Source organism: Leifsonia sp. NPDC056665 (assembly GCF_042791795.1).
Classification (GTDB): Bacteria; Actinomycetota; Actinomycetes; order Actinomycetales; family Microbacteriaceae; genus Leifsonia.
The window spans coordinates 232455-248288 of sequence record NZ_JBHTXK010000001.1 but is presented as its reverse complement, the minus strand read 5'-3'; the positions used below and the strand labels follow the sequence as shown (position 1 = coordinate 248288).

Here is a 15834-nt window from a genome sequence, read left to right as displayed (position 1 = left end):
TGACCGATGTCTCGACCCATCCCGGATGGTGGAGCGTGTGTGGGGAGGGGCCGGGGGGACTAACGCTCGTTTCATGTATCCACTCAGCGAGGCGCTATTTCAGCTCGTTCCATTGATGCCGACAGGCTTTGTGCGCCGCTACCTTTGGTGCATGCGGTTCGCCAAGGTCTTCTCCGGTCACGTGGTCATCGTCGAAGCGGGTCCCGATGGCCGTGACGCCGTCGAGTACTTCATCGAACGGCCGGAGTCGAAATGGCCGGTATCACTTGCGCTCAACAATGACGTCATAACCATTGCAGTTGGCGACTATTCACTCAGCGCAGCTTGGTTCGACGCTTGCGGCGGCTATAAGGGAACTGAGTCCGGGCCATTTGGAAAACAAGAGGCCTACGTCTTCGAGTTGGCAGAGGGTGAAATTGACTCGATCGACTTCGTCCGGCCCGTCTGGTTGTACGTGCCGAGCTCGGATGCGGGGGCGACTTCAAGCTCCTTCATTCGGCCTAACGCGTTACCGCTTTTCCGACAGGAAGGTACGCCGCAGTTAGTGGACCGTTTAGGTCACGGCACGTCGGAGCACGTCGTCACTGCGGAAGGCGACTTCTTCTTGTTGCTCCCGGCTCGTAGAGCTCACCGTGGCACGGGCTTCCAGAAAGACATATTCCTCGTTCACGGCCACGATGACGCCTCTCGAAACGAAGTTGAGAACTTCATTACGCGCTCGACCGGCGTTGTCCCCACGGTCCTAATGCTTGAAGCGAGTCGTGGGAGGACCATCATCGAGAAGTTTGAAAAGTATGCGGAGCATTCAGCGTTCGCGGTGGTGCTTATGACGGCGGACGACTATGGGGCTGCTATTGATCGACCGTCAGCTCCAAGGGCCCGACAGAATGTGGTATTTGAATTTGGCTACTTTGTAGCTGCCTTGACTCGCAGCAACGTCGTCGCGTTAGTCGCGGCAGGTGTGGAGAAGCCGTCCGATCTTGCTGGCCTCGTCTACGTCGATTTTGGAAAGGCAACGAACTGGAAATCGGAGCTGCGTCAGGAAATGCAGGCAGCTGGAATTCCCCTTCTGCAGCAGGGAGCTAATTAAACTGGTGCGGAAGGTATTCGCCGCCACAGCATGACGGCGGAATCACAACTGAAGTCGGAACGGCTGAACCCGCAGATCTAGCTGGCTCGGATCGGACCTCATTCGCGCGGGCTAGATCAAGAGCCGGCACGGGTGGAGCACCCCGCCCGAAGTGAATGTCACGGGCCTCTGACGAATACTCTCGTCACCCTCGGTGAAGCCTGATCCTAGGGATCAACGCGGTCAGGGTCTTCGCGCGATAGCATCGACCGCCGTATGACCGCGGGATCGATGGGCGGCGGATTCTCGGCCGGCCCATGCAGCGTGTCTGGACTCGATCGTCGACCCTCAAGCGCGTCGAAGAAGAAGGCTAGCGCGGCGGTGAAGCGATTGCGCACGTCGCGACCGGCGAGGTGCTCCTCGTATGCCGTGATCTGGTCTGTCACGCGCAGTATCGGTTTTTCCTGATGAATCTCCTCTGGTCGCTGAGGGAGGAAGCGCAGCCAGCGAAGCTGCAGTAAGGGGCTGGCTTCGGCATAGCTGCCCGTGTGCACCCCCCTTCCCCCTTCCACCTTGTAGACCGACATGGCAACCGGTACAAAGCCGACGACGCGGCGAAGACCGTGATGAGACGCGTTCCGCGCACCGATCAGGCCTTCGACGTAGTTCCCGAGATCTTCGTCGAGATCCGAGGGCCGACCATACCTGCCGTCGCTTCGAAGATGATCGTGGAGACTGTGCACCCACTCCAGTGCGTCAAAGACCGCAACGATTGCCTGCGCCGTAGGAGTCTCACTCGGTTTGAGGTTGTTCTCGTCTGGAAGTGTTGCCGGGAGGGCGCCCAACACGCGAAAGAGTCGGTCAATTGCCACCCAGAGTCCGTTGCGTCCGATCGCAAGGGGGTTCTCATCAGCGACGTGGCCGACCGGTGGATATATACGGGCTCTCCATCGACCCCAGCCCTGGTATATATCTGGTTCGAGGGCTCCACCCTCCCTGATTTCGGGCTCGATCCACTCCGGATCCCACTCTCGTCGAACTCCGGTCCGTGGCTGTAGCTCATATGGTGACACTAGGCCCGCACGGTTCGAAGCGACGACATGTCGTGGATGCTATGGGATTGAGACCGCAATACTAAGGCTGTCTGGGATGTGACCAAGCTCTCCGTCTGCGCAATCGTTGCGCAGACAAATTGTGCGGCTCAGATTAGTGCGAGTAGATAGGCGATAACGGCGCCAGCCGCCGCCCCAAATCCCGAGATTGTCATGTCGCGTGCGAACTTGCGGACTCTGGCCTGCTTTTTCTCCGTCGAATCTGAAGACCGGATGAAGCCTTCCACAGTCACAAATTCCGCTCTAAACGGAGCCGGTACTTGTTCGACGGAGAAGGGTTGGGAGCCAATGTTCACATCCCTTCCAGCCACGATATTGCCGTCACCTCGGACCGTGATCTGCGACGCGTCTTTCGCTACCACTGGGTCACATCCCGGCCGCCGATGGTGTTGTCGTTTCCGTAGTTGACGATCTTGGTTCCCGCCTGGCCTTTCTGTCCCGTCCACTCATCGAATGACATTGGGTCGCCTTGAAGAGCACGCCGAAGCACGTTCTCGATGGTGTGCCAGTTGAAATCTGAGTAGCCGATGAGTAAGTCTTCGAAGCTGCACCTGGACTTGGACGTTCCCACTCCCTGCATGGAAACTCCCAACACGCATCGATTGGAACTGTTCATGCCCATAAACCCGCCCGACGCTGAGGCGAAGATCACAGGGTAATAGAGGTCCCTACCCTGTTCGAATCGCATTGTCTCGAGACCCTGGGCGTTCGGAAATCGGCGGCAGATCTCTGCGATTTTCAACCGCAATTCGCGGTTGGACTTTTCCTGTCCACGCATATGGAACGCCGTGTCGTTGATGGCCTCGTACACTTCGATTGAGAAACTCATCGATCGACTCCTTGTTAGTTGAGGCAACGTCATGTTTTGGAGGAGTATATCGGCCCCGGCTACCTTGACGGGCGCTACCGTGCGAACAGCTTCCGAGCTTGTTTGAACGACAGGTCCTCGACCGGGATCGGCGCGCCCATCCGTAGCGCTTCCAGATGGGTATTTGTCTTCCCCCGGTAGAGATAGGGGAACGCTGCGACTGCCACGACCCCAACGTGTTGAGCTATGACGTCCAATAGGCGCCATGTCTGCAGCTGCGTCAAGACGACACCGTGAGCCATGTACGGCCGGTGTTCCACGAGGCCCAGCGTCGTCTCTTCATCGGTGAGTGGCGTGTTCAGGTTGAGCGCGTCAATGTGATCCTTGAGGTCCTTCCGTCCTTCGTCGGTCCGGAGGTCGTCGCGAAGATGAGCTAGTTTGTTGCGGATCCAGAGCACGGCTTCCATCCGGGGCGGTGCAACGTCAACGCCGACGTAGTGCGTGTAGAAGGCACGGCATTCGGGCCACCGCCATGAATCTTCCGTGTTCAGCGTTGCAAGTCGATGACCGGCACGGCCGAGCACATGGCTGGCGAGCATCTCCAGGAACACCTCGTACAGTGCGACCGCATCCTTGATGACCGCAGCCGACAACTGCCAGAAGTAGTCCGCGGGCCAAATGCCGATCTGATGCTGGTACAGCTCGGCGACGAGCCACTCAGCGTGGTACTTCGGATTGAAGACCTCAGCGGCGTTCTCTTCCGCAGCGTCCCACTGTTCGCGAAGCCAAAAATCCATGCCGCGGTTAGTTGTCCGCAAGAACGCTCGGATCTTCTCATCCTCCTGCTGCCAGAAGACGTAGTCCGCGGAGACCGACTGTGAGTCAAGGTAGGTGATCATCACCGTCATCCTGGCGTACCGACAGTTGCCGCGCCTTCTATGCGTCGTACCCAGGCCGCGCGCCAAGCCCCCCTCGGGCGAGTCCTCATCAGATGTCGCCTCTGCTGGCTACTCTGAGAGAGACGCCCAGGGGGAAGTCAATAACACGTTCGCGCGCACCGGCGCGCAGGAGGATCCGCTACGCCGATGGCACGACCCGCGAAACCGAAGCCACAAAAGACCCTTGAGCAGCGGCTCTGGGATGCCGCAGACGCCCTGCGCGGCAACCAAGAGCCGAGCGAGTACAAGCACGTCGTGCTGGGCCTGGTGTTCCTCAAGTACATCTCTGACCGCTTCGAGGAGCGGCGTCACGCGATCGATGTCTCGCTCGCCGATCCCGAATCGGACGAATACATCCCGAACCCGGATCGGCGTCCGAAATACTTGGAGGATCGCGGCGAATACACCCGCGCGAACGTCTTCTGGGTGCCGGCGGAGGCCCGGTGGGGAGCGATCCAGTCCCGGGCAAAGCTACCCAGCATCGGCCAGGACATCGACCAGGCGATGGACCTCATCGAGAAGGAGAACCCGAGCGTACGCGGTGTGCTCCCTCGGAACTACGGGCGGGAAGGGCTCGACAAAGGCAGACTCGGGCAGCTCGTCGACCTCATCGGCTCGATCGGCTTCACGGAGAGCGACGACCACGGCTCGGACGATGTCCTCGGGCGCGTGTACGAGTATTTCCTCGGCCAGTTCGCCGGCAAGGAGACCGGCAAGGACGCTGGAGCGTTCTACACGCCGCGATCAGTGGTGAAAACGCTGGTCGAGATGCTCGAACCGTACAAGGGCCGCGTCTACGACCCCGCTTGTGGCTCGGGCGGCATGTTCGTTCAGTCCGCCGAGTTTGTGAAAGCCCACGGCGGCAAGCGCAACGACATCTCCGTCTTCGGCCAGGAGTACACCGACACGACTTGGAAGCTCGCCAAAATGAACCTCGCGCTGCGAGGCATTGAGGCAGACCTCGGAAAAGGCTCGGGCGACTCGTTCACCAACGACCTACACCCGGACCTTCGCGCAGACTTCATAATCGCCAACCCGCCCTTCAACATCAGCAACTGGTGGGATGCGAAGCTCGCCGACGATCCGCGCTGGAAGTACGGCACGCCGCCCGAGAGAAACGCCAATTTTGCCTGGGTGCAGCACTTCATCCATCACCTTCGTCCTAATGGAACGGCGGGCTTTGTTCTGGCGAACGGGTCGCTCAGCTCGACTCAGAACGGAGAAGGCGTGATCCGTCGGAAGCTTGTCGAGGCCGATCTGGTGGATTGCATCGTGGCGATGCCCGACAAGCTCTTCTTCAACACTGGGATACCTGTCTCTCTCTGGTTCGTATCGAAGGGGCGGCATGGGAACGGACATCGCGACCGCCGTGGCGAGGTTCTCTTTATCGATGCGAGGAAGCTCGGCTCGATGGAGTCTCGCAAGCTTCGTGTCTTGACCGATGGTCAAGATGGCGATATCCAAAAAATCGCCGGGGTCTACCATGCTTGGCGTAATCACGGCGGTGGTTATGAGGACGTGCCCGGCTTCGCCAAGTCAGCAGCAATTCAGGAGATTGAGCGGCACAGCTTCGTCCTGTCGCCGGGGCGGTATGTCGGCACTCAGGAGGCCGACGTCGACGACGAGCCCATCGACGAAAAGATCATGCGACTCAGTGACGAACTGCTTGCGGCGTTCGATCACGGAGCCCAACTCGAGCAACTCATCCGTCGTCATCTGGAGGCAAAGCGTTGAGTGCCCTCGCACTCCTCGAGGTGCCCACTACTTGGTCCTGGCATCCGCTCGAAGACCTCTCGGTGGGCGTGTTTGATTGCCCGCACTCCACCCCGAAGTTGGATCCAGAAGGCCCCGCCTATCTCGCGCGAACCCCCGACGTCGCGGACGGAGTTTTTCGGTATGAGTCGGCTTCGCGTGTCTCGATGGAAACGTACGCGGCGCGGATATCCCGTGTCCAGCCCGCCTTCGGAGATCTGCTGTATAGCCGGGAGGGAACGTACTTCGGCTCAGCGGCAGAAGTGCCAAGCGGGTTGCCCGTTTGTCTCGGTCAGAGGATGGTACTCATTCGCCCCAACTCGGACATGATCAACCATCGTTTCCTCCGCTTCTGGCTAAATTCAGGCGCTATGGCGAGCTACGTTCAGGCGCACAAGGATGGTTCGGTGGCGCAAAGGCTGAACCTGCCGGTTATCCGGTCGATACCCGTTCCCCTTCCTCCGCGCGACGAGCAGGACGACATAGCGGAAACGCTTGGGGCTCTCGATGACAAGATTGAATCCAACCTGCGCCAGCGCGCCCTCCTACGGGCACTTGGCCTGGCAAGGCTCGATGCCGCACGTGCCGCCAGCCCGTCTGTGAGCAAGACGCTCTCGGAAGTGTCGCTCTCGATAGTGCGAGGAGTTACACCGAAGTACGCCGACGGCGACCAGTCTGCCCCGGTCGTCGTGAACCAGAAGTGCATACGTGGCGGTTTGGTGACCTTGGCATCTGCCAGGCGAATGGTTGACCGTGAAGTGGCCGCCACTAAGAAAGCTGAGTCAGGAGATGTTCTTGTCAACTCGACAGGTGTGGGCACACTGGGGCGGGTAGGTCGTTGGCATCGGGGCTCGCTATTCGTGGATGGTCACATCTCTGTCGTGAAACCCAACCGCGAAGCAATCGAGCCAACGGTTCTTGCGTATGCGATGTTCGAGCGAGAGGGAAACATCGAGAGCCTTGCTACGGGAAGCACGGGTCAGACGGAGCTGAGCCCGGCACGCCTGGGCTCACTCGTTCTGGAATTGCCGGGTAAGGAACAAGCGGCAGTCCTGGAGCCAGTCCTGCTCGCAATCGAGGATCGAATTGATCAGCTCGGGCGCGAGGTCCCCAGGCTGAAAGCGCTTCGGGATGCCCTTCTACCCGAACTGTTGTCCGGACGAATCCGCCGGCCCGTGGAGGCCGTCGCATGACTGGCCTCAATACTGAGTGGGCGATTGCCCAGCTCGACGACTTCGTCAGAGCTACCACCGTCACCTGCGTGCCTTCCCCGCCCGGCTCGATCGGTCTCCACAGCTATGAGACGGCCGAGTCTAAAGACGAGATCGTCAAGCGCGCCCAGGTCGTGGAGCATATTCTGGACCGAGTCATACCGGGCTGGCGCGAGGCGATCAAGGAGAAGGGCCGTCAGAAGTGGTCAATCCACTACGAGGCAGCTGTTCGGGCTCGGGAAGCGCTCGTTCGTGCTGATGAAATCCGGCAGAACCTTGGAGAGGATGCCCCTGAGATCTCGGCGGCGCATCTCCATCCCTGGGTTTGGAGTGGAGCTCGCTCGCTGTGGCAGTCTGGGCATTTCCGCTCGGCTGTTGAAGACGCGGCCAAGAAGGTGAACGCCGAGACGCAAAACAAGCTCGGACGCCGCGACCTCGGCGAGACCAAGCTCTTTCAAGAGGCGTTCACCGACAAGCCAGCCGAAGCAGGCAAGCCACGGCTTCGTCGAATGACCCCGGATTCCAGCGACACGTACAAGTCGATGCAGCGAGGAGCGATGGCGCTTGCAGAGGGCATCTACGCGGGAATTCGGAACCCGTTCAACCATGAGAGTCCCGAGGACATCGACCAACAGATTGCCCTGGAGTACCTCGCGGCGTTGAGCGTGCTTGCTCGCTGGGTCGATAGCGCAACGGTCGAGGTTCCGTCATGAGCGGCAACATGAACGAGAACATCGTGGAGCTCGCAGCCCTCGACTATTTCCGCCAGCTTGGCTATCACACCGGCTATGGACCGATGATGGCTCCCGGTGAGCTCGGGGAGGAGCGTGAGTCCTTCGAGCAGGTGTACCTGTACGAACGGCTCCGGGACGCTGCCCGCCGGATCAACCCCGGAACCGATCGAACACTAATCGACGAGGCCGTCAAACGCCTGGAGCGTGCCGAGTCCCAAAGCCCGGTCGACGAGAACGCCCGTGTCCACAAGCTTCTGACTGAGGGAGTGCCGGTCGAGTACCGCGACCGAGGCGGCGCAGTACGCACGACGCGCATTTGGCTGGTCGACTTCGATGAGCCCACCAACAACGACTGGCTGGCCGTCAACCAGTTCACGATCATTGAGAACTCCAAGAACCGCCGGCCCGATGTCCTGGTGTTCGTCAACGGACTCCCGCTCGGCTTGCTCGAGCTAAAGAACCCTGCCAGCGAGAACGCCACGCTCAAAAGCGCTTGGAACCAGATTCAGACCTATCGCGCAGACATCCCATCTGTATTCACTGCGAACGCGGTCGCCGTCATCTCCGACGGAACCTCTGCAGCCATGAGTTCGTTCACGGGCGGCTTCGAGCATTACGCTCCGTGGAAGACGATCGAAGGACGCGAGGTCGTGACGAACCGTCCGGCACTCGAGACCGCGATCAAAGGCGTATTCGATCAGGCACGGTTCCTCGATATTGTCCGAAACTTCGTCGTCTTTAGCGAGGAGACAGTCACCGATATGGCGACTGGCCAGCCGACCAAGGTCCTCGTCAAGCGTGTCGCCAAGTACCACCAGTACTGGGCCGTCAATGCCGCCGTAGAGTCGACCGTCGTGGCATCGAGCCCCGGTGGCGATCGCCGGGGCGGTGTCGTCTGGCACACCCAGGGATCCGGCAAGAGCTTCGAGATGGTCTTCTATGCCGCGAAGATCATGCGTGATCCGCGGATGAGTAACCCGACGCTCGTCTTCATCACCGACCGAAACGACCTCGACGACCAGATTTTCGGCGAAGTCTTCGCCCCAGCACGCATCCTGCCCGAGCGGCCGGTACAAGCTGACACCCGGATCGAGCTGCGCGAGCTGCTGCATCGTGCATCAGGCGGCATCGTATTCACTACGCTGCAGAAGTTCCGTCCCGGCGAGGACGGCGACCGTATGCCAGTCCTTACGGATCGTCGGAACGTGGTCGTCGTCGCCGACGAGGCGCATCGCTCGCAGTACGGCTTCGGCGAAAAGCTCGACTCCAAGGGTCAACTGCGTGCGGGCCTGGCCAAGCATCTTCGCGACGCGCTGCCCGGTGCGACCTATCTCGGGTTCACCGGCACGCCGATCGAATCGAACGACAAGTCCACTCGGGCGGTGTTCGGTGACTACATCGACGTCTATGACCTCACCCGTGCGGTTGAGGACGGCGCGACCGTCAAGATCTACTACGAGTCCCGCCTCGCCAAGGTCGAGCTCAGCACCCGCGACTACGAGGCTCTCGATGAGCTTGCCGACGAGATCACCGAGCAGGTCGAGGAATCCGAGGCGCTCAAGGCAAAGTCTCGCTGGTCGCGTCTCGAGGCGATCGTGGGCGCCGAGGAGCGTCTCGATATGGTGGCCCGCGACATCGTCGACCACTGGGAGAAGCGCCGAGACGCACTCTTGGGTAAGGGCATGATTGTCGTCATGAGCCGCCGCATCGCGGTACGCCTCTACGAAAAGATCGTCGCGCTGCGACCCGACTGGCATTCCGATGACCCTGCTGAAGGCAAGATCAAGGTCGTTATGACGGGCTCGGCCGCTGACCCGGCCAGCTTCCAGCCCCACATTCATTCCAAGGATGTGCGCAAGGAGTTGAAGGCGCGCGCGAAGAACCCAGACGACCCGCTCGAGCTGGTGATCGTCCGCGACATGTGGCTCACTGGCTTCGACGCACCGTCGATGCACACCATGTACGTCGACAAAACGATGCAAGGCGCCGGCCTCATGCAGGCCATCGCTCGGGTGAACCGCACCTTCCGCGACAAGCCTGGCGGTCTCATCGTCGACTACATCGGCGTCTTCTCAAACCTGCAGGAAGCGCTGCAAGAGTACTCGCCGTCAGACCGCGATCAGGCAGGCGTACCGATCGAAGAGCTCGTGGACGCGATGCTGGAAAAGCATGACGTCGTCCGCGGCATTCTTCATGGCTGCGAATACGACCCGTCGCCTGAACTCTCGCCTGCTGAGCGGCTGGCCCAGCACGCCAAGGTCCTCGACTACGTCATGGCTGACCCAGACCGGACGCCTCGCTTCAATGACCAGGTGCTCGCGCTGGCGAAGGTCTTCGCGCTCTGCGGCGCACGGGACGAAGCAGCCGCCATCCGGAACGACGTCCGCATGTTCAGCGACGTCCGCTCAGCCATTCTCAAGATCCTGAATCCGGACGCAGGTCGCGGGGGAGTTGGCGCCGTCGAGATCGACACCGCTATCGGACAGCTCGTCAACGAGGCTGTGGCCGCGGACCAAGTGATGGACATCTACGCCCTGGCCGGAGTCGAGACGCCTGAGCTTTCGATCCTCTCCGACGACTTCCTCGACTCGCTCGCTGGGAAGGACAAGCCGAACCTCCAGATGGGATTGCTCCGACGTCTGATCAACGACCAGATCCGCTCCATCCAGCAAACCAACCTCGTGCAGTCTCGGAAGTTCTCCGAACAACTCGAGGAGGCGATCAACCGTTACACAAACCGGTCGCTTACAACCGCCGAGATCATTGCCGAGCTGGTCAAACTCGCCAAACAGATGCGAGACAGCACAAAGCGCTACGAGGCGCTCGGGCTCCGCGAAGATGAGGTCGCTTTCTACGACGCCGTCGCTCAGAACGATTCCGCCGTGATGGAACTTGGGGATGAAGTGCTGAAGGAGATCGCACGAAAGCTTGTCGTGGCTGTGCGTCAGAGCGCGACGATCGACTGGAACCTGAAGGAGAGCGTTCAGGCCGAGATGCGCTCCAAAATCCGCAAGTTGCTCGATCGATACGACTACCCGCCGGACCAGGAAGAGAACGTGATCGAGCTCGTACTTCAACAGGCGGAGTTGTTTGCAACCGGGGAAGCCGCATGAAACTGACACGAATCAAGATCGAGAACTACCGCAGGCTCGAGGACAGAGAGATTTCGGTTCGCGACCACTTGGTACTCGTGGGCGCTAATGACGTCGGCAAGTCGTCACTTCTTCGGGCCCTCGACTTGGTACTTGGCGCTAGCACGGCTCAGCTGTACGCGAATCTCAGCGTCGACGATTTCCGCGATTCGACGCAGGAGCTCAGATTCGAGGTTGAGCTCGCTGAATTCTCTACGGAGGAAAAGGCGCTTTTCGCCGATGAGATATTCGTCGACCCTGCGACCAACGAGAGGTCGCTGACGATCCAGCTCACTGCCTCCGTCGATGCCAGCGAGTCACTCAGCATCACTCGCACGGGCCCTCACGCGGGGACAGGCCGCCAGCTATCTCGAGATCAGATCGGGGGGCTCGGCTGGAAGTTCCTGAGCGCCACGGCGCAAACTCGTGATCTCCGCGAAGATCGCCGCTCCGCACTCGATGACATGCTGCGTGCCGTAGACCTTGGCGCGGAGAAGGCAACCTTCGATGCAATCGCGACTGGCTTTCAAGATGCCCTCAACGCATCGAACACGCTCGGCGACCTCCGCAAGCAGCTAGCCGGCCAACTCTCAAGGGCGCTGCCCGAAAAGCTGCGGAAGAAGGATCTGTCCTTCGTGAGTGGCGCGTCTGCCGACGACGACGTCCTTAGCGACGTCCGGCTGCGTGTATCCAAGGGCGGCGTCGACCACGAGCTATCACAGCAGTCCGACGGCACACGGGCCCTGTACGCGATCGCGCTCTACGACCTCATGAGCGCGGGCGCGAATGTCGTGGGGATCGACGAGCCCGAAATTCATCTCCACCCCACCTCCCAGCGCAGTCTTGCTCGTCTCCTGCGCACAAGTAGTAACCAGAAGGTCCTTGCGACTCACTCATCGGACATTGTCGGCGCGTTCGACGCCGACTCCATCGTCGTCGTCCGGCCCGGCGGCAAGATCGTCCAGCCAGATGCAGGGTTTCTCGCAGCCGACGAACGAATGTTCGTGAAGTGGTGGGTAAGAGACAAGCTGGAACCGCTCACCGCTACGCGAGTCGTCACGGTGGAAGGACTTTCGGACCGCATCCTCCTGGAACGCGTCGCGGACCTCACCGACCGCAATCTCGACCGCCTCGGCGTTTCCATCATCGAGACCGATGGTGCAAGCGAGATCCTTCCCATCGCCAAGCTCTTCGGGGCTACCGGCTTCAAGCTCACCGTCACTCGCCTCATCGACGACGATAAGGCCAAGCAGGACGTAGCGAACGCACTCGGAATCTCGGTGGCCGACCTTCAGGCCAATTCTGTGTTTGTCTCGCAGCGGGATCTCGAAGACGAGTATGTTCGAGCACTTGGCGCCGCTGACGTCCACAAGGCGTTGGTGGCAGGCGGACATTTCTCGAAGAACGAGCTCACCAACTGTGTCGGAACTGGTCCGGGTGGGACACTGACCGACGACGATGTCGCTGAGTTCTGCCGCCACAACAAACGGAAGATCAGAGCAGCTCTGTCAGTGCTCCCAATCTTGACGGAATCAAACGCATCGGCGATCACCAGTATCAACGACCTACTCACGGAGATCGCCGGTTAAATGATTACGCCCACACCGTCGCAGGCTGCGATTCGTGATGCCGCCGCGCGCGATCTCCTTGTCATCGCTCCGGCAGGCTGCGGCAAGACCGAGGCGTTAGCGCTGCGCATTCAAGGGCTGCTCCAGCGCGGGGACGTGAGAGCCCCTCAGAAGGTCCTCGTTACAACCTTCTCAAACCGCGCCCGCGACAACATTCGCGAGCGACTCGGGGACTATCTCTCGTCGACAACGCTTCGGGAGCGTGTTTCCATCACGAATTTCCACGGACTTGCTGCGCGCCTGTTTCGAGCGCACGCCAATGTGATTGAACTCGACCCGGCCATGATTATCCCTGACGGCGACTGGGTCGGCGCCCAGTGCCGGGCGCAGGCGTTCGACTTCAATACCTCTGCCGCGGTGCAGAAGACACTACGCGTAGCTAAGCAGGAACCGCGGACGGACGAGGAGGTGGATGCGTATCTCAGCGCACCTGGGCGGGAAGCCGCTCTCGCAATCGAACGCCTGCGCCTCACCGAAGGACGACTGACCTACGATGATCTTCCGCGCCTGGCCGAACTCATCCTTGCAAATGATGCCGTCGCTGATCTTTATCGGGCGCACTTCGGAAGCGTGATTGTTGACGAATTCCAGGACCTCACGCCGCAGCAACTCCGGATCGTGAATCGCATCGGGTACAAGCAGACGACCTTCGCTGGAGACCTCGCGCAAGGCATCTATGGCTTCGCAGGAGCTAAGCCTGTGGAGATCTATGCTGCCATCCGCTCCGAGTGCACCGAAGTGATCAAGTTTTCGGAATCGCATCGGTCGTCACCTGCGGTGCTCGCGATGGTCAACGCTATGGCGCCGCTCACAGCCGGTACGGTGCTGACTTGCGCCGCCCCCTCCACTTGGCCCGGTGGAGGATTGGCCGTTTCCGTCGCACACCAAACCGCGGTTGCGGAAGGCGAGTGGGTGGCCAAAGTCGCCCAGACGCTAGTTGCGCACGTTCCCGGCCAACGGATCGGTATTGTCGCTCGGACGCTTGGTCGACGGCGTTTCGTGGAAGCCGGCTTGGCGGCAGAGGGTTTGTCTTTCTTTCGATGGGACGACGGTGTGCTGGACACCGATACTGCTAGTGCGATGAAGTCAATGCTCGCGCGCTTCGACACTCGGGGCCACGAAGCTGCACCGGACAAGCTGGTCTTCCTGCGCGAGGCGTCCGGTTTCGACTCCATTTCGGAGCCCAGCGGTCGCGAGAGCCTTCTCGATGCCCTGCATTGGTGCCACGACCTACTTAGGGCTGGCACGAGCGCCGCTGAGATCCGTTCGCGGATTCAGATCGGCGACGCCACCACGCTGATCTCGGCACCAGGCGTGCACTTGCTCACCGGGCATGTTGGCAAGGGGCAGCAGTTCGATTGGGTAGTCGTGGTCGGCCTCGAGGATGGCGTCGTTCCCGACTTTCGTGCGACCACAGCCGAGGAGAAGACGGAAGAAGCGAGGGTCTTGTCGGTCATGCTCTCCCGCGCGCGCCATGGCGTAATTGTGAGCCGGGCGGCCTCGGTCCCCACCAACGCCGGGAGTCCCATGAACCGTGCGGCATCGCCGTTCCTGACGCGGCTTGCATCCGCGAAACCCACGGACGCTCACGGTCTCGTCGAATGGTTCAAGTCGGCTGACTGGGCGGCAATCGCCGCGCGATAAACACCGCGAGTGAGGGATGTGCTTTGAGGGTAACGCTTCGTCGACTTCTCATTGAGCGGGTATCAATCCATCAGACGTGCTAGTGATCCGTCATGCCTACGTGCGTGAGCAGGAAGAGAGCCGTCGGGCCAGCGCCGCCGATGCGGGCCCCAGATCACCGTGGGTCGAGCCGCCCGCACCCCGGTGCGGAAGGCAGTTTGATCGGGAAAGAGCGAAGCGCCGCAGCCGAGGCCTTCGCCGACCACTCGTAGTGACTCCGGATTAACCGCTGCGAGCTCGGGTGTGCCAGCTCAGCGGGCTCGCCTGGTCTCCCTGTGGCCTCGCTGAAGCTGCGCCCTGAGCGTCTTCCGTTTGTCGGGCTATTCCGGTTAGGACCGGTCTCCGAACGATGGTCGCTTTAAGGCCAGACCGGATGCAGGAAGGATTGGGTCTTCGCTCGACCGGCTGGAGGCCGCGGACGTCCGCCCATTACCAGGGCACAGACACCCAGTACCGGTACAGGGCCATGGACATCGCCTCCCGGACTTTGCTGGCTGATTTACCGTGGTTGTCGATGGCGGCTTGCTCGGCGACGCGGCGCCCCTCGGCGAGTACGTCAAGCTGGTCGTAGATGGACGGCGGTGGTGGAGCTTCAAGGTCGTCGAAGAATGCGAGGTGGTGGTCGGCGGTCTCGGGGTCGGACATTTCGGTGTTCTCCTTTAGGTTTCGGATCCACTTGCTCCACCTGTTCATGCGCGGCACACCATCGGACCGCGAATATGTGCCTCAGGTCGACGTCGTCCGCGCTTAGCCGTGAGGAGGTCGGTGACGGCGCTGGTCGTCTATCGCGGATCCATGTCCGAGGCCGGGAGCCCCGACGGCGTCACCACATTCCTGCCATCCGTCGAAAGCCACGAGACACGATGCGGATTCTGGCGCGGCGGGCGCCCGGTCGACTCTGCTGTCGATGCCATGCCGGGGCGCACGACCGCGTCCCGTTACTGCCAGCGACGCGGCCGCGGCGATGCTTGACACCACGCACAGCGGTCGGCGCATAGAGAGTGAGGCGGCCGTCCGGGCTTCCAATCTCGAAAGTAAAGAGCCATGACCAGTCGCACAGTGGAGCCCATCGCTGTTTCGCCCCACGACTTCGATGCTGCGAAAGCGCAACTCACTAGTCGTTCCCACAAGGAGTTCGGCGGCGTCCCGTTCCGGTTTGACGGCGCGCAGCCGGTGGAGGAGTTCACGCGGCGATTCGGCTGGGGACGCCAGCCCACCCCGCTCGAGTATCAGGACCTTATCTACGCACTGCTGTGGCAGCTCGGGCGGGACGAGGACGCAATCGACATCATCCTCACCCGGTTCGACTGGCTCATCGCCGCCCTCGAGGCTGGAGCGGAACCCTTGCCAGACGCGGTGCACCTCGCCGCGGCATACGTCGAAGCCGGACTCTGACCTGCGGGGCCGAATACGGGCATACGGTGCGTCACCGCACGGCAACGCGGGTTGATTGCAAAACCATCAACGGCTCGCCCATCCCGCGTGAGTAGTGGGCTCTGAGCGGCCGATTTTGCGAGTAATTCTCGCATCCTCCACGGGTTTGCCAAGGATCCTCTACTTTTCCCGACCTTCTTCGGGTCCCAGATTTCCTCGCCGAGGTTCTCGGCAGGGCTTCCATGGGCCCGTTCAGTGCCGACTTAGCAGAGAGGAGACATGATGTCTCACGCACCATCCGTTACACCACTCGAGGCGCCCGTCGCGCTGACGCCTGAACAGGAGCGGTTCTTCCGCGAGGTGTCGGATCCGTCCGCGTCGACGAACCTCACAG

General features: G+C 60.9%; 12 protein-coding genes. 8 read left to right on the top strand and 4 right to left on the bottom strand.

From position 1 onward, the window contains the following. The first annotated feature begins 73 nt into the window (after positions 1-73). Positions 74-1090 carry a TIR domain-containing protein gene (locus tag ACFQ9V_RS01025; protein ID WP_382457328.1) on the top strand — a complete coding sequence of 339 codons (1017 nt, stop codon included), beginning with the start codon at positions 74-76 and terminating at the stop codon, positions 1088-1090. A 206-nt stretch (positions 1091-1296) separates the two neighbouring features. On the opposite strand, the gene ACFQ9V_RS01020 is transcribed toward ACFQ9V_RS01025, so the two are convergent. From ACFQ9V_RS01020 to ACFQ9V_RS01010, 3 genes are all read right to left on the bottom strand, one after another. Next, positions 1297-1941, bottom strand: coding sequence for a hypothetical protein (locus tag ACFQ9V_RS01020; protein ID WP_382457327.1), 645 nt, complete (start codon positions 1939-1941; stop codon positions 1297-1299). Between the two features lie 595 nt (positions 1942-2536). Then, a complete protein-coding gene (locus ACFQ9V_RS01015) occupies positions 2537-3010 on the bottom strand; it encodes a hypothetical protein (RefSeq protein ID WP_382457326.1) in 474 nt (157 codons plus the stop codon). A 74-nt stretch (positions 3011-3084) separates the two neighbouring features. After that, the gene (locus ACFQ9V_RS01010) at positions 3085-3891 is read right to left on the bottom strand and encodes a hypothetical protein (protein WP_382457325.1); all 807 of its coding nucleotides are present in this window, start codon (positions 3889-3891) and stop codon (positions 3085-3087) included. Positions 3892-4074: 183 nt separating this feature from the next. Between ACFQ9V_RS01010 and ACFQ9V_RS01005 the strand changes: the two genes are divergently transcribed. The 6 genes from ACFQ9V_RS01005 (at position 4075) to ACFQ9V_RS00980 (ending at position 14027) form a co-directional block, all read left to right on the top strand. Beyond that, on the top strand, positions 4075-5661 hold the full coding sequence (locus ACFQ9V_RS01005) for a type I restriction-modification system subunit M (protein WP_382457324.1): 1587 nt from the start codon (positions 4075-4077) through the stop codon (positions 5659-5661). Positions 5662-5846: 185 nt separating this feature from the next. Further along, positions 5847-6872 (top strand): restriction endonuclease subunit S, encoded by a 1026-nt coding sequence (locus ACFQ9V_RS01000; RefSeq protein ID WP_382457323.1) that lies wholly within the window; start codon positions 5847-5849, stop codon positions 6870-6872. After that, complete coding sequence (locus ACFQ9V_RS00995) at positions 6869-7603, top strand: TIGR02391 family protein (RefSeq protein WP_382457322.1); 735 nt, start codon at positions 6869-6871, stop codon at positions 7601-7603. The genes ACFQ9V_RS01000 and ACFQ9V_RS00995 overlap by 4 nt, the downstream gene beginning before the upstream one ends. After that, complete coding sequence (locus ACFQ9V_RS00990; protein WP_382457321.1) at positions 7600-10737, top strand: type I restriction endonuclease subunit R; 3138 nt, start codon at positions 7600-7602, stop codon at positions 10735-10737. The genes ACFQ9V_RS00995 and ACFQ9V_RS00990 overlap by 4 nt, the downstream gene beginning before the upstream one ends. Then, positions 10734-12344 (top strand): ATP-dependent endonuclease, encoded by a 1611-nt coding sequence (locus tag ACFQ9V_RS00985; RefSeq protein WP_382457320.1) that lies wholly within the window; start codon positions 10734-10736, stop codon positions 12342-12344. Before ACFQ9V_RS00990 ends, ACFQ9V_RS00985 begins: the two co-directional genes overlap by 4 nt. After that, positions 12345-14027: a UvrD-helicase domain-containing protein gene (locus ACFQ9V_RS00980; protein WP_382457319.1), complete on the top strand. Its 1683-nt coding sequence runs from the start codon at positions 12345-12347 to the stop codon at positions 14025-14027. 468 nt (positions 14028-14495) lie between these two features. Here the strand turns inward: ACFQ9V_RS00980 and ACFQ9V_RS00975 are convergent, their stop codons facing one another. After that, on the bottom strand, positions 14496-14711 hold the full coding sequence (locus ACFQ9V_RS00975; RefSeq protein ID WP_382457318.1) for a hypothetical protein: 216 nt from the start codon (positions 14709-14711) through the stop codon (positions 14496-14498). 399 nt (positions 14712-15110) lie between these two features. Between ACFQ9V_RS00975 and ACFQ9V_RS00970 the strand changes: the two genes are divergently transcribed. Then, positions 15111-15461, top strand: coding sequence for a hypothetical protein (locus ACFQ9V_RS00970; protein ID WP_382457317.1), 351 nt, complete (start codon positions 15111-15113; stop codon positions 15459-15461). The last annotated feature ends 373 nt before the right edge of the window (positions 15462-15834 follow it).